This window comes from Thermoactinomyces sp. CICC 10521, assembly GCF_016055135.1.
Classification (GTDB): Bacteria; Bacillota; Bacilli; order Thermoactinomycetales; family Thermoactinomycetaceae; genus Thermoactinomyces_A; species Thermoactinomyces_A daqus.
Genome location: NZ_JAECVZ010000002.1, coordinates 1 through 20,358, shown reverse-complemented (window position 1 = coordinate 20,358; position 20,358 = coordinate 1). Strand labels below are relative to the sequence as shown.

At 49.5% G+C, this 20,358-nt stretch carries 19 protein-coding genes; 11 read left to right on the top strand and 8 right to left on the bottom strand.

Features of this window, described 5'->3' with window-relative positions:
* Together paaA and I8U17_RS02040 are read right to left on the bottom strand one after the other, a co-directional pair.
* Window positions 1-930: a 1,2-phenylacetyl-CoA epoxidase subunit PaaA gene (gene paaA / locus I8U17_RS02045; protein ID WP_198058965.1), complete on the bottom strand. Its 930-nt coding sequence runs from the start codon at window positions 928-930 to the stop codon at window positions 1-3.
* 18 nt (window positions 931-948) lie between these two features.
* Complete coding sequence (locus tag I8U17_RS02040) at window positions 949-1,524, bottom strand: TetR/AcrR family transcriptional regulator (protein ID WP_232330852.1); 576 nt, start codon at window positions 1,522-1,524, stop codon at window positions 949-951.
* 379 nt (window positions 1,525-1,903) lie between these two features.
* Here I8U17_RS02040 and I8U17_RS02035 point away from each other — a divergent pair, with 379 nt between their 5' ends.
* Together I8U17_RS02035 and I8U17_RS02030 are read left to right on the top strand one after the other, a co-directional pair.
* Window positions 1,904-2,098 carry a hypothetical protein gene (locus I8U17_RS02035; RefSeq protein WP_033100849.1) on the top strand — a complete coding sequence of 65 codons (195 nt, stop codon included), beginning with the start codon at window positions 1,904-1,906 and terminating at the stop codon, window positions 2,096-2,098.
* A 280-nt stretch (window positions 2,099-2,378) separates the two neighbouring features.
* A complete protein-coding gene (locus I8U17_RS02030; protein WP_033100848.1) occupies window positions 2,379-3,260 on the top strand; it encodes a hypothetical protein in 882 nt (293 codons plus the stop codon).
* 62 nt (window positions 3,261-3,322) lie between these two features.
* Here the strand turns inward: I8U17_RS02030 and lplA are convergent, their stop codons facing one another.
* The gene (gene lplA / locus I8U17_RS02025) at window positions 3,323-4,315 is read right to left on the bottom strand and encodes a lipoate--protein ligase (RefSeq protein WP_033100847.1); all 993 of its coding nucleotides are present in this window, start codon (window positions 4,313-4,315) and stop codon (window positions 3,323-3,325) included.
* Window positions 4,316-4,515: 200 nt separating this feature from the next.
* Here lplA and recQ point away from each other — a divergent pair, with 200 nt between their 5' ends.
* A complete protein-coding gene (gene recQ, locus I8U17_RS02020) occupies window positions 4,516-6,666 on the top strand; it encodes a DNA helicase RecQ (RefSeq protein WP_198058964.1) in 2,151 nt (716 codons plus the stop codon).
* Window positions 6,667-6,672: 6 nt separating this feature from the next.
* Here recQ and I8U17_RS02015 read toward each other — a convergent pair whose 3' ends face one another.
* Complete coding sequence (locus tag I8U17_RS02015) at window positions 6,673-7,617, bottom strand: MBL fold metallo-hydrolase (RefSeq protein ID WP_198055500.1); 945 nt, start codon at window positions 7,615-7,617, stop codon at window positions 6,673-6,675.
* 248 nt (window positions 7,618-7,865) lie between these two features.
* Here I8U17_RS02015 and I8U17_RS02010 point away from each other — a divergent pair, with 248 nt between their 5' ends.
* Window positions 7,866-8,705 carry a Cof-type HAD-IIB family hydrolase gene (locus I8U17_RS02010; protein ID WP_033100845.1) on the top strand — a complete coding sequence of 280 codons (840 nt, stop codon included), beginning with the start codon at window positions 7,866-7,868 and terminating at the stop codon, window positions 8,703-8,705.
* Window positions 8,702-9,646: a ribonuclease Z gene (gene rnz, locus I8U17_RS02005; protein WP_033100844.1), complete on the top strand. Its 945-nt coding sequence runs from the start codon at window positions 8,702-8,704 to the stop codon at window positions 9,644-9,646. Before I8U17_RS02010 ends, rnz begins: the two co-directional genes overlap by 4 nt.
* A gap of 5 nt (window positions 9,647-9,651) precedes the next feature.
* Here rnz and I8U17_RS02000 read toward each other — a convergent pair whose 3' ends face one another.
* The gene (locus tag I8U17_RS02000; RefSeq protein ID WP_198058963.1) at window positions 9,652-10,848 is read right to left on the bottom strand and encodes an MFS transporter; all 1,197 of its coding nucleotides are present in this window, start codon (window positions 10,846-10,848) and stop codon (window positions 9,652-9,654) included.
* Window positions 10,849-10,942: 94 nt separating this feature from the next.
* Between I8U17_RS02000 and I8U17_RS01995 the strand changes: the two genes are divergently transcribed.
* The 4 genes from I8U17_RS01995 (at window position 10,943) to I8U17_RS01980 (ending at window position 13,173) form a co-directional block, all read left to right on the top strand.
* Window positions 10,943-11,749 (top strand): mechanosensitive ion channel family protein, encoded by an 807-nt coding sequence (locus tag I8U17_RS01995; protein ID WP_198058962.1) that lies wholly within the window; start codon window positions 10,943-10,945, stop codon window positions 11,747-11,749.
* Window positions 11,750-11,817: 68 nt separating this feature from the next.
* On the top strand, window positions 11,818-12,000 hold the full coding sequence (locus I8U17_RS01990; protein WP_232330858.1) for a YhzD family protein: 183 nt from the start codon (window positions 11,818-11,820) through the stop codon (window positions 11,998-12,000).
* Between the two features lie 324 nt (window positions 12,001-12,324).
* A complete protein-coding gene (locus tag I8U17_RS01985; RefSeq protein WP_033100840.1) occupies window positions 12,325-12,546 on the top strand; it encodes a hypothetical protein in 222 nt (73 codons plus the stop codon).
* 105 nt (window positions 12,547-12,651) lie between these two features.
* Entirely contained in the window at window positions 12,652-13,173 is a 522-nt protein-coding gene (locus I8U17_RS01980; RefSeq protein WP_152568533.1) for a Fic/DOC family protein, read from the top strand.
* Between the two features lie 96 nt (window positions 13,174-13,269).
* Here the strand turns inward: I8U17_RS01980 and I8U17_RS01975 are convergent, their stop codons facing one another.
* Entirely contained in the window at window positions 13,270-15,183 is a 1,914-nt protein-coding gene (locus tag I8U17_RS01975; RefSeq protein ID WP_198055502.1) for a heavy metal translocating P-type ATPase, read from the bottom strand.
* Between the two features lie 570 nt (window positions 15,184-15,753).
* Between I8U17_RS01975 and I8U17_RS01970 the strand changes: the two genes are divergently transcribed.
* Window positions 15,754-16,710 (top strand): trypsin-like serine peptidase, encoded by a 957-nt coding sequence (locus I8U17_RS01970; protein WP_232330851.1) that lies wholly within the window; start codon window positions 15,754-15,756, stop codon window positions 16,708-16,710.
* A 255-nt stretch (window positions 16,711-16,965) separates the two neighbouring features.
* Entirely contained in the window at window positions 16,966-17,202 is a 237-nt protein-coding gene (locus tag I8U17_RS18695) for a carboxypeptidase-like regulatory domain-containing protein (protein WP_370589200.1), read from the top strand.
* A 28-nt stretch (window positions 17,203-17,230) separates the two neighbouring features.
* Here the strand turns inward: I8U17_RS18695 and I8U17_RS01960 are convergent, their stop codons facing one another.
* Together I8U17_RS01960 and I8U17_RS01955 are read right to left on the bottom strand one after the other, a co-directional pair.
* Window positions 17,231-19,297 carry a thioredoxin domain-containing protein gene (locus I8U17_RS01960; RefSeq protein ID WP_198055503.1) on the bottom strand — a complete coding sequence of 689 codons (2,067 nt, stop codon included), beginning with the start codon at window positions 19,295-19,297 and terminating at the stop codon, window positions 17,231-17,233.
* Window positions 19,298-19,660: 363 nt separating this feature from the next.
* On the bottom strand, window positions 19,661-20,122 hold the full coding sequence (locus I8U17_RS01955) for a hypothetical protein (RefSeq protein ID WP_052154152.1): 462 nt from the start codon (window positions 20,120-20,122) through the stop codon (window positions 19,661-19,663).
* Window positions 20,123-20,358 lie beyond the last annotated feature (236 nt).

Sequence of the window (20,358 nt, the reverse complement as noted above, 5' to 3'; positions counted from 1 at the left end):
TTATCCCGCCGGCAAATGGGATCTGGCCATCGCTTCTCTCACCCAGCGCTGTTCCTCGTGTGCGGATCGCCTCAGCTCCATTCTTTCCCTGGATTTCGGCCCCCGGTTCTCCCGGACAATCCGGCCGAACTTGTCCCAATCCGGTTCAGAGTAAACCCATGCCTTCCGTTCACGATCATAGTGGAGCTGTTCATCGGGAATGGTGAGGCCAAGCGATTGAATCCGCGGAACGTATTTGTCCAAAAATTTCTGACGAAGCTCCTCGTTCGTTTTCGTGCGTATCCGGTAATACAACATGCGTTCGGCTGCCGGGGTCACCTCTTTGGGCCCGAAGAAAAAGAGCAATGATTCCCACCAGTAATTGAGTGCTTCTTGTAGCATTTGCCGTTGCTGTTTCGTTCCCATCGCCAATGCCAGAATAATATTTTCACCGTGCTGCATGTGAAAGCTCTCCTCGGCACAAATCCGCTTCAACACCCGGGCATAAGGCGCATAAGAAGTTTCCAGCAACGCCGCCTGGTTGATGATCGCGGCTCCGTCGACAAGCCACCCGATCACCCCGGCATCCGCCCAGGTACGCGCTTCCATATGAAAAACATTATGAAATTTCACTTTCCCTGTATAAATGTCTGCTATGAGATCTTCACGCGTTTTGCCCAAGGGCGCAGCCAAATCTTCCACCACGCGCAGGAGCAACTGGCCATGCCCCATTTCATCCTGGACTTTGGCCATGATGGCCAGTTTACGCCGCAGCGTCGGCGCTTTTGGCACCCATTCCTTTTCCGGATACGCCCCCATGATCTCGCTCACCGCATGCATATGGATCAGTTTGATCAACAGCTTTCTGTATTCATCCGGCATCCAGTCGGTCGCTTCCACCTTCCCGCCGCGGCGGATGCGCTCCACGAACTCCTCGGTCCGGTGATCCATCCTTTTTCTCCCCCTTTTTTACGCCTGAAAGCCGATGAGAATCATCTCCACAAACCGGTCGGCAACCTCATCCGCCTTCAGTTTCCCTCCCGGGCGATACCATTGGTAAGTCCAGTTGGCCACCGACAATACGAGCAGACGGGCCAATTTTTCATCCAATTGCTTAAATTCCCCGGACTTGATCCCCTCTTCCAAAATGGCTGCCCACAAGCGCTCATAACTATCGCGCTTTTTTCGAATTTGCTCATACCGGTCACCGGTCAGCGCTTTCCATTCATGAAAAAACACGGTGGCTGCTTCCAGATTTGCCTCGATCACATGCATATGCGCCTTGACCGCTTCCCGCAGTTTTTGCGAGGCAATCTTCCCGCTCTTCACAATCGGCTCAAGGGAGCCCAAAAACGCTTCCGCCCCCCGGTCTGTAATCTCAAACAGCAAATCTTCCTTGGTATTGATATGAGCGTATAAACTGCCTGACAGAATTCCGCAGGCCTCAGAAATATCGCGAATGGTAGTGCCATGATACCCTTTTTGGCTGAAAAGCCGGCAGGCAATGGCTAAAATCTCTTCTCTCCGTCCAACTCTGGCCATCATCCAATTCCTTTCTCCAACTTCTGCAAAGACAATCTCAAAAACAAGCGCTTGTTTGTTTTTATCTTAATAGAATTTTCGAATATTTGTCAAGGCTACTTTTATATCTTTCATAAATGCTATTTTATTTGAATAAGAAAAAAGCATCTCCTCCCAGCCAACCCGAAGATGAAAGCCTAAGCAAATTCAGATCTTCATGTTTTTTTCGCTGAATAAGCAGATGACCATCCTGAGGATGCTCTTCCCTGACACATTCAGTATGCGGTTAATTCCCGCAGCAAATCCCCATCCTTTCACGTTTCGTTAACAGGAAAACGAATGTAAATATCAAAATATAACAGTAATTACAACATTAGCCGGCAAACGGAAGGTGGGCTGAGACGTGTTTTTCAGGCGGAAGCAGTCAGAGTTGGTGGAAGATGCTTTTATCTCATTTCATTTCTGGTTAACCATAGAGGAAATTGAGCAATTGGAGGCGATTGCCCGGCAACATCAATTGGACCCGGCCGCGGTGGTACAGCGAATTGTCAAGGATACCCTGAAAGAATGGAGAGAACATCCAAGCGAGGAAAATTAGATTAATAAATTTGCATTTTACATGAATATTAAGTCAAATGATTCCAAAATTCAGAAGATAAAAGCAAGCGCTTGGTCAAATAACCAAGCGCTTTTTTCTGTGCCCCTCTGACATAAGTAACAGAAACTAATTTTATAATTATATGAAAACATTCACCTAAATTACTTTTATTATGTTACTATTAATATACAGAACTGTTTTCGAGGAGCGTGTAATCCCGGATTTCACCCAGAAGGCTGTTCGGTTTTGTCATCATTTTCAGAGAAAGGATGACACCGCTATGTTACACCCTTCCAATCAACATGATGAACTGCTTCACCGGCTTAAACAACATCCCCGCTTTCACCAGATTCTGTATAACAAGGCGTTTGTCAACAAAGAGATTCAAGTGACCGAATGGACATGCTGCCGTCATTTTGACGATCAACTGGACAAAGAGACACTGATTCGGCAGATTTCCAGGCAAAAAGCTCGAAGCGGGCGGATTCCGGGCCAATTGCCGAAAGATTTGCAAATCGTCCTTGATTTTCACGCTTTCCGCCGCTGGAATGAACGGATCAGCCCATGCACGGACATACATCTTTTGCGCTCAAGAATGATTCAACTGTTACATCTGGGCCGGGTTCAACTTTCACCCAAAGGCTGGGGCCTGATTGACCAGGATATCCTGTTCGGCTACAAGATCAGCGATCGATCTTTAATCATCCAAACCTTTATCGGACGCATTTCACTCATTCCCGCACTCGCCAACTACAAAGCCGTACTCCGCTTTAATGCTTCACAAAACGATCGCCTCAACCTATACATCCCCGCCAACCTGTTAAAACGTCAACATTTGCCGCTTCTCCCGCGGGAGGTTGTCAAATTTGCCGGAACGCGCAATCAATATCAGTTGGAGGAATACCGATATCGCCGGAAAGACAGTTCTCTCGGTTCAATATTTGCATTGACAGTCAACCAAGGGACGCAGGTTTCCCTCATCCTCATCGACCCGCTGCAACCCCCGAAACAAAAGTTGTACCGCAGCGTTCTCTACTTATTGCTGTTGAAAGGATACCAGGATTTTGTTTTGGAGCATATTCTGATATACAAAGCAGCGAAACTGCAAAAACTGCTGGCCAAACAGGATGCTCCCTCTTCTTTGTTAAAGAGAATCATTTGATCACGGAAGAAAAGCTCGTACAACGCGGTACGAGCTTTTCCCTTTGCTTCAACCCGCTTCGTTCAGTAAAGCAGATCGATAAACTGTTCCTTCGTAATATCCCCGAAATAATGCTTCACATCCAGACCGGAAAGGGCCGCTTCGATCTCGTCGCGATCATACCGTTTTCCGATGAGGCGTTTCTCGATATCGGCAACGTCGCCGATCCCAAAAAAGTCCCCGTAAATCTTGCAGTTTTTAATGATCCCTTTTTCCCCCACATCCAGACGTACATCGATCGAGCCGATGGGGAACCGCTTGCTTCTCATCACATTAAACTCGGGAGACTCCCCGAAGTTCCAATCCCAATTTTTATAACGTTCGTCTGCGATCCTGTGAATTTCCCGCCAATCAGCTTCAGACAACACATATTCGGGAATCGGATCTTGCCCGGCGAAAATGCGGGACAACAGATAAGAGCGAAACTGCAAAATCGTCATCGGCTGCCTGAGAAAGTCAGTAATATTGGCGACGCGGCTGCGCACCGATTTAATCCCTTTTGACTCTATTTTATCCTTTTTGACCTGGAGCGCCTTTTCCACGCGATCCAGGTTGACATCAAACATCAGCGTTCCATGGCTGAACATGCGTCCCCGGCTGGAAAATTGTGCATTCCCCGATATTTTCCGGCCTTCGATCAGGATATCATTCCGGCCGCTCAATTCCGCATCCAATCCCAATTCCCGCAATGCCCGGATCACAGGATCAGTGAACTTGCGGAAATTGGCAAAGCTTTTGCCATCGTCCTTGGTGATGAAGCTGAAGTTCAAATTCCCCAGATCATGGTAGACCGCTCCGCCGCCGGACAGCCGTCGCACCACATGGATGCCGTGTTCCCGCACATAATCGACATGAATCTCTTCAACGGTGTTCTGGTGTTTGCCGATAATAATCGATGGTTCGTTTATATAAAAGAGCAGGTACGTATTTTCGATATCCAAATGTTTCAAAGCGTATTCCTCGATCGCGAGATTGATTCGCGGATCGGTTACATTTTGATTGTCAATAAAAAGCATGGTTCTTCACACCTTCTTTCCAATCGTCAGGCGCTTTGATTTGCATTTCGCAGATTATCCACATACCTCATTCATTCTAAATAAATTTATTACCCTTGTCACCCTTTGCCGACAGAAGCAAATTCCTGCCTGCCAAGCCCCCTGCCATTGTGTACAATAGATTACAGTCAAGTTTCATGGACTTTGGGGGGTGAATCGCTTTGTCACTTGAGCAAGCGGAACTGCTCCTGCAAAAATACTTCGGTTATCCCACATTTCGCAGCGGACAAAAAAAGATCATCGAAAGCATCCTGGCCGGGCACAACACGATGGGCATCATGCCGACCGGTGGCGGCAAATCAATCTGCTACCAGATTCCCGCGTTAATGTTTCCGGGTATCACCCTTGTGGTTTCCCCCTTGATCTCTCTGATGAAGGATCAAGTTGACGGACTGAAAGAGCTGGGAATCCCGGCCACTTACATAAACAGCTCCCTGAGCGCGGAGCAAATCGACCAACGCATCATCCGGCTGAAACAGGGGAAATACAAGCTGCTCTATCTCGCTCCCGAGCGTCTCGATTCCCACCGTTTCCAGACGATTTTTGAAAGCTTGCCCATTTACTTTGTCACCATTGATGAGGCTCACTGCATCTCCCAGTGGGGGCACGATTTCCGTCCAAGCTACCGCTCCATGGCGGACATGATCCTGAAGCTGCCGCGACGCCCGATTATTGCCGCTCTTACAGCAACCGCGACGAGCGACGTGCGTGAGGATATTGCCAGCCTGATGAAAATTCCGCCTTCCCATATATTTTCAACCAAATTGCGGCGGGAAAACCTTTCTTTTTATGTTAGACATGAAGAGAACAGAAGCGAATTCATCCAAAACTATTTGCGGCAAAATGAGGGAAAAACGGGGATCATCTACTGTGCCACACGAAAAGAAACCGACCAGCTTCACGCCTTGCTCGCCGGAGCCGGTTTTTCTGTGGCCAAATACCACGGAGGAATGAGTGAAGAAGAACGAAACCGCGCCCAAGAGCAGTTTTCCTATGACCAGATCCAGACCATCATCGCCACCAATGCTTTTGGGATGGGCATCGACAAATCCAATGTGCGCTTTGTCATCCATTACAACATGCCCCGGAATTTGGAGTGCTACTATCAGGAAGCCGGACGGGCCGGACGGGACGGTGAGAAAAGCGAATGCATCCTCCTTTTCTCTCCGCAGGACATCCCGACCCAGCGCTACCTGATCACGCACAGCGACATGACGCCGGAGCGTAAAACCTATGAGCTGAACAAACTGCAAAAGATGATCAACTACTGCCATGCCGGAGGATGCCTGCAAAAAGAGATCGTCTCCTATTTTGGCGAAAAAGAGACGACCGCCTGCGGCACGTGCGGAAATTGTCGGAATCAGGCGGGGGACTTGAGCGATATCACCATTGAGGCGCAAAAAATCTTCTCCTGTATCAAGCGAATGCAGGAACGTTTCGGACTCACCATCATCTCCAAAGTGTTGCGCGGTTCCAAAAGCAAACGCGTTATGGAGTGGGATCTCCACAAGCTGTCCACCTACGGGATCCTGAGTGAATACACGGAGAAGGAAATCCTCGGCTTATGCAAGCGGTTGGCAGCGGAAGGGTATATCTCCCTCGCTTACGAAGGCGGAATGTCCTTTCCCATCGCCAAACTGACTAACAAAGCGATTGAAGTCCTGAAAGGAATGAGACCGGTCAGAATCCGCCTGGATCATGATCAATCGCTCCATTCCGAACCGAAACGTTCCCACGGGTTGTTTGAAGAACTGCGCCAGCTTCGCAAAACACTGTCCGAACAGGAACAGTTGCCGCCTTATATGATTTTCGGCGACAGCACATTAAAAGAAATGTGCCGCCGCCTGCCGCTGACGGAAGAGGTGATGCGGTCGATCAGCGGTGTCGGGGAGAGGAAATACAAAAAATATGGTCTCGCTTTTCTTGAAGCGATCCGTCAATATGCGCAAAAACATAATCTCTCTCCGGAAACGGATCCGGCCGCCTCTGCCTCCTCTGACAAAGAGCCGAGCCACCTGGTCACCTATCACTTGTATGTGCAGGGAAAAACGATTGATGAAATCGCCGCGGAAAGAGGGCTTGTCCGCAGCACCGTCGAAGATCATCTGCTCCGGGCCGGACTGGAAGGAATGGATCTTTCCTGGGACGACTTTATTCCCCCGCGCTGGGAAAAGCTGATCATGCAAAAAATCGCGGAACTGGGTGCGCATAAACTGCGTCCGATCAAAGACGCCCTGCCGCCGGAAGTCGACTACATGGCCATAAAAGCAGCCATCGCCAAAAGGGAGCTTCTCTCCCCGACGGCAAAATGACCCGGATCAGCGGACGGCTTTGCTCAAACAAAAAACTTCTCCCTGTTCCTGCCAGACAATCCGTTCCGCTTCCTCCCCTGCTGCTTCCTTCAGGCGCCGGATCGGTTCATCGACCGGCTCATAGGAGAGGACAAATGTATTCCAGTGGATCGGAGCCAGCCATTTTGCTCCGATCTCTTTAAACATTTGCCAAGCTTGCTCCGGCGTACAGTGCGCCCACTGAAACGAATCGGGGAAATAAGCGCCGATCGGCATCAGGGCCAGGTCGATCTCCCCCTTTTCCTTCAGCTTGGACAGATTCGGGGTATAGGCGGTATCACCGGGATAAAAAATCCGTTGTTCCCTCTTTTCAAGCAAATACCCCGTGTATCCGTAACTCTTATTCCACGGAAAACGGTTCCCCCAGTGCTTGACCGGAACCGCCGTGATGGTGAGTCCCCATTCGCGAAAATCGATGCTTTCCTCTCCTCCCAGCTCAAAAACCTCGGAAAAAGGCATCTTTTTCAATAAATGTCCGGTTCCTGACGCCGTAACCACCTTGGTGCCGGAATGAGCCAATTTTTTCAAGCTCGGGAAATCAAAATGATCCATATGGGCATGAGACAACAGAATCAGATCGACATGTCCCAACTCCTCAATGGACAAAGCCGGTCCCGTATGCCGTTTGGGACCGATCGTCCAGTCCCGGATCCCCAGATGGACGCCGACGCGCCGCCCCAAAACGGGATCGGTCAGAATCTTGGTGCCATACAGATTAATCAGCACCGTCGAATGGCCGACCCAGCCAACAGTAACGTCTTCATCGCTCCAGCACTTTGGCTTAAGGAAGTTGGCCGGCTCCTTGAAGAGAGGTTTTGGCATCCGGGAAAAATGCCTGAAAACCGAAACCAAAACAACGATGACAAGGAATATGAATAACAAGCCGATGATAAAAAGGCTGTCCATAATCATAAATGCTTGTCTTCTCCTTCTGTGAATGTTTATTGCAGGTCAGATCGTGGTATCCCCTTATCTTTCCGGTTCCTCCATGACCCTCCCGAGTTGGCTTAAACTGTCTCATCTCCGGATCGTTCAATATTTTCCATGTATGGATGAAAAAGAATCTTCCCTCTGTCATCCGGGATCATGAAAAATGAAACACTTTGTGGTACGCTATGGGAGATACCGGTGGAACAAAAGACATAGAAAGAGTGTATAGCATGATTCGATTATTTGTCAGCGATCTGGACAACACCTTACTTAACCATGAAAAGCGCGTTACGGAAGCCGATCAGGCCGCCCTGCGGACATTGGAGCGCGAAGGGGTGATCCTCTGCCTCGCATCAGGCCGCATGGATAAAGAACTGACGCGCATCGCGGGAGAAATCGGCATCAATGCCCACCGCATCAGTCAAAACGGCGCTTTTCTCTATACGACGGAAAATGAAAAGCTCAGTTCCGCCGTGTTTCCCGGTGAACTCGCGCGTCAACTGTACCAGGAGGCACTCCCGTTCGGACTTTCTTGTTTCATCAATCAGGAAAACGACATGCTCGTGAAGGCCAAAACCCCGGAGATCCGGGCGATTGAACAACGCATGAAGATGCCGGTGAAAGAAGATCCGCATGTGCCGGAACAAATCGGTCACTCGATCCTTCCAAGCAAACTCTGTTTTTTTGGTGATCTCGAAACCATCAAAAAACTGGAACAACACATTAACACCAAATACCGCGGACAATTGGACACCTTTATTTCCGACAAAGATTGCATCGATTTCATGCCGTACGGGATTTCCAAAGGTGCTGCCATTGAAAAATTAATCGACAGGTTGGGCCTGAAAGCTGAGGAAGTCGCTTGCATCGGTGACTCCTTTAACGATATCTCCATGCTCCGGATGACTCCGCACAGCTTTGCCATGGCTGGTGCCGACCCGGCTGTGCAAAAAGAAGCGGCTCATATCGTGCATTCCGTAGCCGAAGCAGCCAGGTGGGTCCTGGACTTTAACCGGAACAGACAGGCGACCGAAAGCGGTCTTGATGAAGAAAGGATGCAAAAGGGATGATCTTCTATTTCCTCGGTACCGGCGCGGGGGTTCCTTCCAGAATGCGCAACGTTTCTTCCCTCGCCCTGGTCATGCCGGAATACGGAGGACAAACCTGGCTGTTTGACTGCGGAGAGGCAACCCAGCATCAAATACTTGTTTCACCTGTAAAGCTGAGTAAGGTAAGCCACATCTGGATCACCCACCTGCACGGGGACCATCTCTACGGCTTGCCTGGAGTCCTGGGAAGCCGTTCCTTTCAGGGAGCGGAAACACCGCTGACCGTATACGGCCCCCCGGGATTGGCCGAATTCATTGAAATCTCTCTGAAAACGAGCCGGACATTCCTCCGCTATCCGCTGAAGGTGGAGGAAATCGCCGACGGCAGCCGGTTTACGGAAGGAGCGTTCTCCATTCTGGTCAAGAAATTGGATCACGGCATCCCGTCATTCGGCTTTCGGCTGATGGAAAAAGAACAGCCCGGGCGGCTCGATGCCAAGCGCCTCAAGGAAATCGGCGTTCCACCCGGTCCTGTTTACAAAGAATTGAAAGAAGGAAAAACGGTTTTGCTCCCGGACGGGCGGCACATCGACGGCAAAGAGTTCCTGTCTCCGCCAGTACCGGGAAGAATCATCGCCATCCTCGGTGATACCCGCGTCACAAAGACCGCATTCGAACTCGCAGGCAATGCAGATATACTCATCCATGAATCGACCTACCGGGCCGGACAGGAAGAGTTGGCTTTTTCTTTCTTTCATTCAACCTGCACCCAGGCGGCGGAAGTGGCCAAACAATCCGGAGCAAAACGTCTCATTCTAAATCATATCAGTTCCCGCTTTCAAGAGGAAGATTGTGCCGAATTGCTCGAAGAAGCCAGAAGCGTCTTTCCGCAAACGCTGCTCGCCCATGACGGCTTCGAATATGAATTGCCGGTGCGCGAAGTTAAACAGAAACAGACGTAATCGTTCTAGACTGCTTTCTTCCGAACGATTTCCTCCTGCTTATGCGTGACGGGATACAGCAGCGCCAACAGAACAAAAACCAAAAGCGAACTGCCGATAAACCAAAACAACGCCGGACTCCCGAACCACTCGATCAGATAACCGCCCAGATAGGGGCCGAGGATGCTGCCGACACTGAAATGCATGGCGGCAATCGCATTGGCTGCCGGCAAATCGTCGGCAGCCAAAAGATCCGTGGCATAAGCAAGGCCGAGGGAAAACAGAGAACCGACGAAGCCTCCGATCAATGTAAAAGCGATGAGCAGATAGATAACATTTGAAAGCAACAGAGGAATCAGAAACATCCCGAGCGAACCCAAACAGCAGGTCGCGATCAGGATTCGTTTACGGCCGATCCGGTCTCCCAGCGTTCCGAGCGGTACCTGCAACAGCAAGCTCCCCCAGACGAAGGCGGAGATCAGGATGGAGATCCATCCTTTGGAGAGACCTTCTTTCAAACCGATCACCGGGAAGTTTCCCGACAGCGCCGTTTCCAGAAAACCGTATAAAACGGGAGGACACAGCGCAACCAGACCCGTCAGATAAATTCGCCGCAATTGCGCCCCGTTCCGCTGCCTTTTCCCGGAAGCAACCTCTGCCGACTCCGGCAGGCTTCCATTATCGAGACGCAGCGACAAGCAAAGAGAGATGCCCAAAACGGCCAGGACAGCCAAAAACGGCATAAACTTTCCAAAAACAAGCAAATTCATGCCGAGAGGGCCGATGCCAAAACCGAGCCCATAGGCAAAACCGTACTGGGAAATCCGTTTTCCCCTTTGTACGGCAGGAGCGGTTGTCGTAATCCACAGCTGGGTCGCATAATGCAATAAGCTGTCACCTGCTCCGACAACAAGACGCAGGAAACTCCAAATCCAGACATTGGACGAGAGAGGAAACAGAATGGTCGCTCCACCCACTGTGCACAAACCAAACAAAATTGTCCATTTCAATCCTTTCCGCTTCACCACCCTTGCCCCAAACGGCGAAGCGATGAGCATTCCGATATAAAGAGCTGCTGCGCTCAAACCGTTGACGGCCGGATTTATTCCCTGCTCGTCAAGTAAAGTGGTAAGGAGCGGAATGAGCAATCCCTGGGTCATCCCGGCAACACAGACGATCAGCACCAATATGCGAAACCGTGCAATCGACCACCGTTCGACCATCGATTCAGCACCTCCCTTTTTCTGCAATCAAAATATCATGAAGAGGATTATAGACCGTTCAATCCGAATGCGCAACAAGGAGGAGAACTTTTTTATGCCTGATTTATCCAATTGGATTCACATCGATTTCACCAAAATCTTCGATTCCCTGCTCGCAAGCATCTTCATTATTGTCATCTCACTGATCGCTCTTTCCGTCATCCGCAAAATCATCATTCGCCTGACCAATCAGAGCAAGCGGCTGAACAAAGGAACGCAGCAGCGCCTGAAAACGATACAAAGCTTGTTGATCAACGTATCCACCTATGTAATCTTTTTTATTGCCGCGGTTACCGTACTCAAAGAATTCGGCATTGATATCTCTGCCATTTTGGCCAGTGCCGGCGTCCTGGGCCTGGCGATCGGCTTTGGGGCCAAAGATTTGGTCGCCGACATCGTTACCGGATTTTTTATGCTGATGGAAGATCAGGTTCATGTCGGCGAGGAAATTACCGTGAACGGATATTCCGGCACTGTGGAGCATGTCGGTCTGCGCGTGCTGAAACTGCGTGACAGTGACGGGGACCTTCACTTTGTCCTCAACCGGGATGTAAAATCGCTCACCAACCATTCACGCGGGTTTAAACAGGCGCAGGTCGATCTCCCCATCCCGGAAGATGCGGACCTCGACCGGGCCATTTCCGTTCTGGAACAGGAATGCAACCGCCTCAAACAGCAGATGGCTGGCATTATAAACGGCCCGACAGTGCTGGGGGTGGAAACGATCAGCACTACTGAAGCGATGATTCGTGTCGTCGCCCAAACCGAAAATGAGAAGAAAAGCGAAGTCGAGCGGGAAATGAGAAAAGATCTGAAAAAAGCGCTTGATCAGGCGCAGATCAAACTGAATGCTTCACTTTGACATGCTATAATAAATTTGATTTGCCACACAACTCACACAAAAGATGAGGTGAGCCAGTCGTGTACCATATGACCGTTTATGATGAAAAGGGAGAAGTGTTATTCGACGAAGCACTCAAGGCGAAAACGGACGAAGAAGCCAAAAAGGAAGGTTATGCTTGGCTGACGAAACACGGCCACGTGACCAAACCTCACCGCATTTTCCATACAACAGGGAGATTGGTCGCGTTTAAATCCCATCAGTTGAAGTAATATGTTCATCATCGCCGATTGCGCGCAGTTCAGGAAGATCTGCAAAACTGTTAACAACGCCAGAGGAGGGCATGGGTGTTTTTCAGCAGTGGCTTTTGCGACAGTAGAAACGGGAGCAAGGAAAAACACCCGGCCCCGGCAGTCCTTGGTTTCGTAACTTTGTCAACAAGCTGGCAGATCCGAAGATCTGTGCCTTTTTTTTGCATCGTGTTTCCGGGTATAAGAGACATCCCCTCCCACCTATAATAGGAACGTGCCGTAAACGGGGCGGCTGAACATTGTTGGTCCCCGGCCGCAAATGATAAAATAGAGGTGAACCTCAAAATGGAAAGGATGCCAACTCAAATGGGCGTTGCCAACCAAATCACCGACTCTCCCAAGCAGATATCGCCAAAAGCGAAGTTCCGGGGGGCCGTTGGGACACTGAAACATGAAGGCGTTCATCTGAGCAAACCTGAACAAGAACTACTCCTCGCTTACTGCGAAGGGCGAATCTCCGAAGAAGAATATGACCGCAAGGCACTGGAGCTTGCACTGAAAGGATAGTACCAGAGATTGAAGGAATCTCCTTACTTTTATCCCGGTACAACGATCTTGAAAAATAAACGAGGCCTGCGTGATCAGAAGAAACTCGCTGTCTGGGAGAGATTGATGACTTCCAAACGCCTGGTGCAGTTGATGGAGTCACCGATCCTCGGCCATTTTGATCTACTCCATCTGCAACGGATCCATTGGTATCTCTTTCAAGATGTGTACGAGTGGGCAGGTCAACTCCGGACGGAAACGATCTCAAAACCTCCGACCGTTTTTTGTTTGCCTTATTTCCTTCGTCCCCAAGCAGAACGAATCTTTGCCGAACTCCGGTCCGAGAGGTATCTGACTGGACTGGATGCCGAAAGTTTCTCCGACCGGGCCGCCTATTATCTCGCGGAGATCAACATGCTTCACCCTTTTCGCGAGGGAAACGGACGGGCTCAGCGGGAGTTCATTCGCTGTCTGGGTTTGAATACAGGCTATGAGATTGACTGGTATGCGCTTGACGCCGATGCCATGTTGGAAGCAATGATTGAATCAGCACACCGGTCGCGGGCTAAATTGGTCCGCATGATTCAGATAAGTCTGGCAAATGAAAAACCAAATGCCGAACTGATCCGCTTTTACCGCCGAAATTGATAACCATCACAACCAACGTTTTTTCTTTAAAAGTTTTGAAGACAGCAAAAAGGGAGAAACGCCGGATTCGGTCAGCTTCTCCCTTTTCATTGTAGTTCACTTCAACAAACGCAGTCCATTTAAAATAACCAAAATCGTACTTCCTTCATGCCCCACCACGCCAAACGGCAGATTCATCCACTGGATGAAATTGGCCGCCACCAGCAGACCGATCACCGATAAAGCAAAGATCACGTTTTGCTTTACGACGCGGTTCAGCTTTTTCGCCATCCTGATCAAATACGGGATTTTCAAGAGATCGTCTTTCATCAGGATGACATCGGCCGTTTCCAGAGCCAAATCCGTCCCTTCTCCTCCCATGGCAAATCCGGTTCCCGCACGGGCGAGGGCAGGAGCATCATTGACACCGTCCCCTACCATCGCCACCTCACCGTATGTCTCTTTTAGCTCCTCGACCAACCGCACTTTTTCTTCCGGCAGCAGATCGGCAAAGACGAGATCAACTCCCGCTTCTTCGGCGATCGCTTCTGCGGTTTTCCTTTGATCGCCGGTTAACATGGCCACGAGAATCCCCTGCTTTTTCAATTCGCGCACCATCTCTGCCGCTTCCGGCCGAATCTGATCGCGCAGCGCGAAGCAACCGGCTATCTCCCCGTCCTTTGCCGCCAAAATAACGGTTTTCCCCTCATCCTCCCATTTTCGGACGATTTCGCCGACCTCCCGGTTTTGCTCGGAAAATGCACGCGGTTTCCCGATAAACCAACGGCTCCCTTTATACTCCGCTTCAATTCCTTTCCCGGGATGCGCCGTTAAGGATTCCACTTTTTCCGGTTTCACTCCGTTGGCCGCTGCATATTCCGCAAACGCCCGGGCGATCGGATGCTCGGACAACCCTTCAATCGAGGCGACAGCCTGAAGCAGTTCCGTTTCCGACCATTCTCCGAAAGGCCGTATATCCGTCACTTGCGGACGTCCTGCCGTCAAGGTGCCCGTTTTATCAAAAGCGATCACCTTCAAGCCGGCCAGGTTGGTCAGTTGCTTCCCGCTTTTGATCAGGATTCCTTGCCGCGCGCCGTTTGAAATCGCCGCCAGCAGAGCAGGCAAAATGGAGGCGACCAAGGCGCAGGGAGATGCGACGACCAGAAAAATCATCGCACGGTATAAGCTCTCTTTCCACGACCAGTCAAAAAAAACAGGGGGCAAAAGCATCAGCAAACCAGTCAGCAGCAATACCGCCTTCACATAGATTTTTTCGATTCGCTCAATCTTCGTTTGCACAGGCGGCACTTCCGAACGCGCCTGTTCAATCAGCCGGACCATCCGGGCGACCACACTCTGATCCCCCGCCCTCGTCACTTCAATGATCAGGGAACCTTCCCCATTGGTCGTCCCGGCATACACTTCGCTGCCTTCCTTTTTCTCTGCCGGCATCGCTTCGCCGGTAATCGCCGCTTCATGTACCGATGACACTCCTTTTCTGATCATCCCGTCCGCCGCGATCCGTTCACCGGGTTTCACCAGAATCAGATCCCCTTGTTTCAATTGACCTGCCGGCACCAGGTGTTCTTCGCCATCCTCCGTCCATAAGCGGGCCTGTTCCGGTTTCAGTTTGATCAGCGAAGACAGATCCCCTTCGCTTTTGGCCAAGGTATAGCTCTCCAAGGCACCGCTGACCGCAAAAATAAAGATGAGCATGCCGCCTTCCAGCCAATAGCCGATTGCCGCTGCTCCGATCGCGGCCACAAACATGAGCAGATTTACATCAAGTTCTCTCTCCCGGATCAGGGTGGCGGCCCCCTCTTTTGCTTTGGCAAATCCTCCGATCACATAAGCAGCGATGAACAACGCAAGCGCCAGCCCCAATCTCTCTTTTTGCATCCACCAGGCCACGAACAGCAAAACACCGCAAATTACGGCAGCCATCATCTCCATATGTCGTTTCCAATCCCAATTATGAAGCCAAGTGAAGACTGTTGCATGCCGTTTATCCGGCAAGACCTCCATTTGCATATTCGCCACACCGCCTTTTGAGAATAATGATCATTTTTATTTACCTTAAAACAAGCGAAGCGACCCCGCTTGCCGGAGCCGCACACATCCATTGAAAACGATTCTCGTTTTTGATTGATTGCAAATAAGTTTGTTCAGGTTAACATTTTTATAATAATTATAATATGATAATCATTAAAAGTAAATCCCCTCAGGAGGAGTTTTTCAAAACGGGCATCTATGTCGGAGATGAAAAAACTGGGAGAGGGGAGCGAACCATCTGATTGACCGGAAACTTTGCCCGGAGAAGCAAAAAGGCCGATAAATTTGTCCAAAAATAGAAATTTTCTTGCCCGTTTTCATCCATGCGTTCCGCAGCTTCGGGTTAAATCATTTGGATTTAACAGTATTTAATAAACGAAAAATAAACTAATTCATAAATAAAAAATAATTCAATGCAAATTCGTTTTTATTTCAACATGCAACTTTTCCGTTATTTTCTCCGTCTATACAAGAATGTCCAATTGTCCCTAATTTTGGTTTTATTTATAATATTCGGTGACAGTCATAAACTGGGAAGGAGATTTGCTCATGTCACACAAATTCAGCTTGCGACAAACGATCATGGCAACAGCGCTTCTGGGGTTAACCCTGCTTCCATTGACAAGCGTTCTTCCGATCCGACAAGCGTCTGCGGCCAATGACTCCCCCCATACCCCCGTCTCCAGTGACGGTTCTTACCGCACCGTGTTCGGTCAGCCTGATGATGTGATTCAGACGCAAAACGGAGCCTATGTAAAAGGACATCCGGGAACGAACAAACGCATCCATGAATTCGCCCCATCTTCTTCAAGAACATCGAACCAATCTGCCGGACACTTGGGAGAGGAATCTGTCATCGGACAGGATGAACGAACCGAAGTGCAGGATCCCTCCGTCTATCCTTACAGTGCCATCGTAAAAATTGAAAGCGATATCGGCGGCTGCACCGGTTGGCTGATCAGCCCGGATACGGTTGTGACCGCCGGACATTGTGTATATGATCCAAACAAACATAAATGGGCCAGTTTCGCCAATGTGTACCCCGGCCGAAACGGGAACGACCTTCCTTATGGCTCAGCCAAAGCCCGAACGTTCTATTCCGTGACCGGGTGGACGGAAGATGGAGACGGCTCCTACGATTATGGCGCGATCAAATTGAATTGGGATATCGGAGATTCAGCCGGTTGGTTCGGTTATCTCTGGAAAAGCGGTTCGCTGGACGGAACGCCTGAGAATCTTAGCGGTTATCCCGGCGATAAAGAATACGGCACGCAATGGGAAGACAGGGATCAGATTCGCAAATCCACAGCGTACAAACTCTATTATTCAAACGATACATATGGAGGACAAAGCGGTTCCCCGGTCTATCAGGAAAATTCCCGGGGATGCGGGGTATGCTCCATCGCGATCCATACCAATGGTGTTTACGGGTACAACGGATATAATAGCGGAACGAGGATCACCCAGGAAGTGTTTAATAACCTGAATCTATGGCGACAACAGTAAAAAGGGGCTTTCCGGCCTCCTGAATCGACACAGGAAGGATGTCCGCCAAGCGCTTTCTCATGTTGGCGGACACCTTTTTGGCAAAAGGAGTTTGGGCCAACCATGACATTTTCCCGCTATTCATCAGCTTGTTACACTCTCTTTTTCCTTTTTCTTCTTCTCCTCCCCTTCTCCGCGTCCCTCTTTGCCAATGAGGGCAAAAGCACCATCAGCGGTCAAGTCACCGATCATCATGGCTTTCCCCTGGAGCATGTATTGGTCTTTCCGGAACCGGCCGGGAAAACAGCCGGACCGATCCCGGACATTGCAGTTTATACAGACCGAAACGGCTGTTTTGCATGGCACGTTCCTCCCGGCCGTTATCAATTCCGTTTCCAAAAAAACGGGTATCAGCCGACTTATATAATCGTCCAAACCGAAGCCTCTCAAAAGAAAAAGTTCCACATCAAGATGATCCCGGGAAGGGAACAGAAAAAAGCACAACCTTTTTGATCGGTTGTGCCCTTCATTGTCCCTTTTATTATTTGAGCGCTTCTTTCAATTCTTTTATCTCCCTGATCGGCGCCTGGCAAGCATAATTCTCGCAGATGTAAACGGCAGGCTTTTCCGCTTGCGCCGGCTCTTTCTCCTTCACATTGGGAATGAAAATTTTCATCGTCGTCGCCACATCTCCCCGCGGTTGCAGTGCAATCACCGCTTCCGGCAGATAAGCCCGCTGCACCATCCGAATCATTTCCTTCGTATCGACATCATTGGGACGTCCGGAAATGACGATCTCCTTGCTCGGCCCCTGGGCGAACATCATGGCAATCAAGAAAAAGGAATGGGAAATCGGCGAGGAATCAATCGCCTTGGCAAAAGCACGAAGTTGGCGATCCGCCTCCTTCAAAAGCTGCTCGTCCGAAGTCAATTTTCCCAGCCGGATCAAATTGTAAGCAGCCACCGAATTGCCCGAAGGTGTCGCTCCGTCATAAATCTCCTTGGGCCGGACCAAAAGCGTCTCCGCATCTTTTCCGTAAAAATAAAAACCGCCATTTTTCTCATCGCCAAACAGCTCGATCATCTTTTTGGTCAAATAAATGGCCCGTGTGAGATAGTTTGCCTGGAATGTCGTCTCATACAACTCGATTAAACCCCAAATCAAAAAAGCATAGTCATCCAGATAACCGGGGTATTTCGCTTCTCCATCGCGAAAACGGGCAAGCAACCTGCCATCTTCCCGGGTCAGATTGTTAAAGATAAACTCCACCGCACGCACGGCCGCATCCGTATACTCCGTCTCTCCCAAAACCCGGCCGCCGCGGGCCAGTGCCGCAATCATCAGCCCGTTCCAGGAAGTGAGGATTTTATCATCTTTGTACGGATGAACCCGCTTCTCCCGGACGGCAAACAATTTTTCCCGCTGTTCGGCCAGCTTCCGGTTAAGCTCCTCCACAGACAAACCGCGTCGTTTTGCCATCTCCTCCAGGGAAACTCCAATCCGGTTCAAAATCGATGTACCGTGTTCAAAATTCCCTTCTTCCGTCACTCCGTACACTTCACAAAAGAACGCCCCTTCTTCCGGTCCGAGCACTTCCTGAATCTCCCCGGGAGTCCAGACATAAAATTTCCCTTCCACTCCCTCGGAATCCGCATCTTCCGCCGAGTAAAAACCGCCTTCCGGGGAAGTCATATCCCGCAGGACATAAGTAAAAATCTCGCTCGCCACTTCCGCATGGCTTTTCTCACCCGTCGCCTGGAACGCTTCTATGTAAGCGAGCGCCAAGAGCGCCTGATCGTACAGCATTTTTTCAAAATGGGGAACCAGCCATTCCCGGTCAACGGAATAGCGCGCAAATCCATAACCGAGATGATCAAAAATACCCCCTTTTCGCATCGCTGCAAGTGAAGACGTCACCATGCGCAACGCTTCATTTTCACCCGTCTGCCGCCAATACCGCAGCAAAAAGAGGAAATCGTGCGGCCGCGGAAATTTCGGGGCATCCCCGAATCCGCCATACACCTCGTCAAATTGACTGGCAAATTGTTCAAAAGCATAATCAAACAATTCCTTGCCCCACTCCCCTGCTTCATCGGGAGCAAGATAAGCTTGCACCGCCTCCGTGACCCGGCCACTCATCTCATCGGCCCGCTTGCGCTCCGACTTCCAAAGCCGTGCCACCCGTTCAAGCAGCTCAATCAGGCCCGTCCGTCCGTACCGGCTCTCTTTCGGAAAGTAAGTGCCGGCAAAAAACGGCTTCTGCTCCGGCGTCATAATGATCGTCAGCGGCCAACCGCCATGTCCCGTCATCGCCTGGCACACCGTCATGTAGATGTGATCCACATCCGGACGCTCCTCACGATCCACCTTGATCGAAACAAAATTTTCATTTAATACCTTCGCAACCTGTTCATCTTCAAAACTTTCGCGTTCCATCACATGGCACCAATGGCAAGTGCTGTAGCCGATCGAAAGAAAAATCGGTTTGTCTTCCAGTTTTGCCTTCTCAAATGCTTCCGGTCCCCATGGATACCAATCGACAGGATTATAGGCGTGTTGCAGAAGGTAAGGAGATTTTTCGTTGATTAATCGGTTGGCTTTTTTCACGGAAAGATCACTCCACTTTTCCAAACTCAGTTGGTTTATCTTACCATAAAGAAAAAGCGAGGCTCAACATGAAGGCTCGCTTTATGGTTTAATCAACTTCAAAGCTGCTGTCTGTCCACACCCCAATTCACTTCTCAGGAATATCTCCCAGTTGTATCGGCAATTGCGTTAATCGAAACAAGAGCACTCCCAGTTTAAATTCGGATTTAAATCGCCCTCGTTCTCATAAAACTTGATCCCATGCGGGATGATCGCCTTCAAACAAATCAGCAGACAGATAAAAGCTCATTTTTTCTTCATCTTCCTACTATTTAAAGCACGGATTGTTTGAAGGAAACTTATTTCAAGCAAGAGTGCTTCATACTAATTTCGTTCCTTTTGATCTGTTATGATATTCATCTTCGGACGATCTCCTATGTGAAAGAAAAGAGGTGTACCATCAGGATACTTACTTAACTCTTTTTGTAACCATTTCTCAACCTGTTCATTCTTTTCACTCTCAATATACTCAACATAAGCGCCGGCCCCGCCTTCCCTGCAAATGGCAAGCGGCCACTGCACCCGATCAAATCCATCCTTTGGTGGATAGCTCTTTAACGCTTCTTTGTTTCTGGCTCCTGCATTTTTACGATCCAACGTACAAGCAGCGGTCTTCGTTACTCTGAAAGCTTTTCGAAAGAACGATGCTCTTTCAGGAAATTGCTGATCTGAAATGAAAAAGGCTCGATCATCGACTTTTACGATATTGGTTTTCTTTGATTCTTCATGCATTGTACACCCTGCCAAAACGAAAATAGAAAAGAAAATGATGATCAAATTACGCATTAAATCCCTTCCACCTCCATATAAAAAAGGCAGGTATTATTTTCATAATAATATCCAAATTTTAAATATAATATAATTAATGATTGATCAGGATCAAGTCCAAAATTATGTGTAAATTTCCACGGTCAGAAAAAGTCGGCGTTCAACTTATGCGTGTGACTTTTGGCTGAGGTTTTTCTTTGGATTTTCGCCACTCCAAGTACTCGGTCATGTCCAAGTACTTTCTACCACTGGCC

Bases quoted from the DNA above. Each gene is read 5' to 3' on its own strand.
- paaA (WP_198058965.1), bottom strand. From the start codon at position 930: ATGGATCACCGGACCGAGGAGTTCGTGGAGCGCATCCGCCGCGGCGGG.
- I8U17_RS02040 (WP_232330852.1), bottom strand. From the start codon at position 1,524: ATGATGGCCAGAGTTGGACGGAGAGAAGAGATTTTAGCCATTGCCTGC.
- I8U17_RS02030 (WP_033100848.1), top strand. From the start codon at position 2,379: ATGTTACACCCTTCCAATCAACATGATGAACTGCTTCACCGGCTTAAA.
- lplA (WP_033100847.1), bottom strand. From the start codon at position 4,315: ATGCTTTTTATTGACAATCAAAATGTAACCGATCCGCGAATCAATCTC.
- I8U17_RS02015 (WP_198055500.1), bottom strand. From the start codon at position 7,617: ATGATTATGGACAGCCTTTTTATCATCGGCTTGTTATTCATATTCCTT.
- I8U17_RS02010 (WP_033100845.1), top strand. From the start codon at position 7,866: ATGATTCGATTATTTGTCAGCGATCTGGACAACACCTTACTTAACCAT.
- rnz (WP_033100844.1), top strand. From the start codon at position 8,702: ATGATCTTCTATTTCCTCGGTACCGGCGCGGGGGTTCCTTCCAGAATG.
- I8U17_RS02000 (WP_198058963.1), bottom strand. From the start codon at position 10,848: ATGGTCGAACGGTGGTCGATTGCACGGTTTCGCATATTGGTGCTGATC.
- I8U17_RS01995 (WP_198058962.1), top strand. From the start codon at position 10,943: ATGCCTGATTTATCCAATTGGATTCACATCGATTTCACCAAAATCTTC.
- I8U17_RS01990 (WP_232330858.1), top strand. From the start codon at position 11,818: ATGACCGTTTATGATGAAAAGGGAGAAGTGTTATTCGACGAAGCACTC.
- I8U17_RS01985 (WP_033100840.1), top strand. From the start codon at position 12,325: ATGGAAAGGATGCCAACTCAAATGGGCGTTGCCAACCAAATCACCGAC.
- I8U17_RS01980 (WP_152568533.1), top strand. From the start codon at position 12,652: ATGACTTCCAAACGCCTGGTGCAGTTGATGGAGTCACCGATCCTCGGC.
- I8U17_RS01975 (WP_198055502.1), bottom strand. From the start codon at position 15,183: ATGCAAATGGAGGTCTTGCCGGATAAACGGCATGCAACAGTCTTCACT.
- I8U17_RS01970 (WP_232330851.1), top strand. From the start codon at position 15,754: ATGTCACACAAATTCAGCTTGCGACAAACGATCATGGCAACAGCGCTT.
- I8U17_RS01955 (WP_052154152.1), bottom strand. From the start codon at position 20,122: ATGCGTAATTTGATCATCATTTTCTTTTCTATTTTCGTTTTGGCAGGG.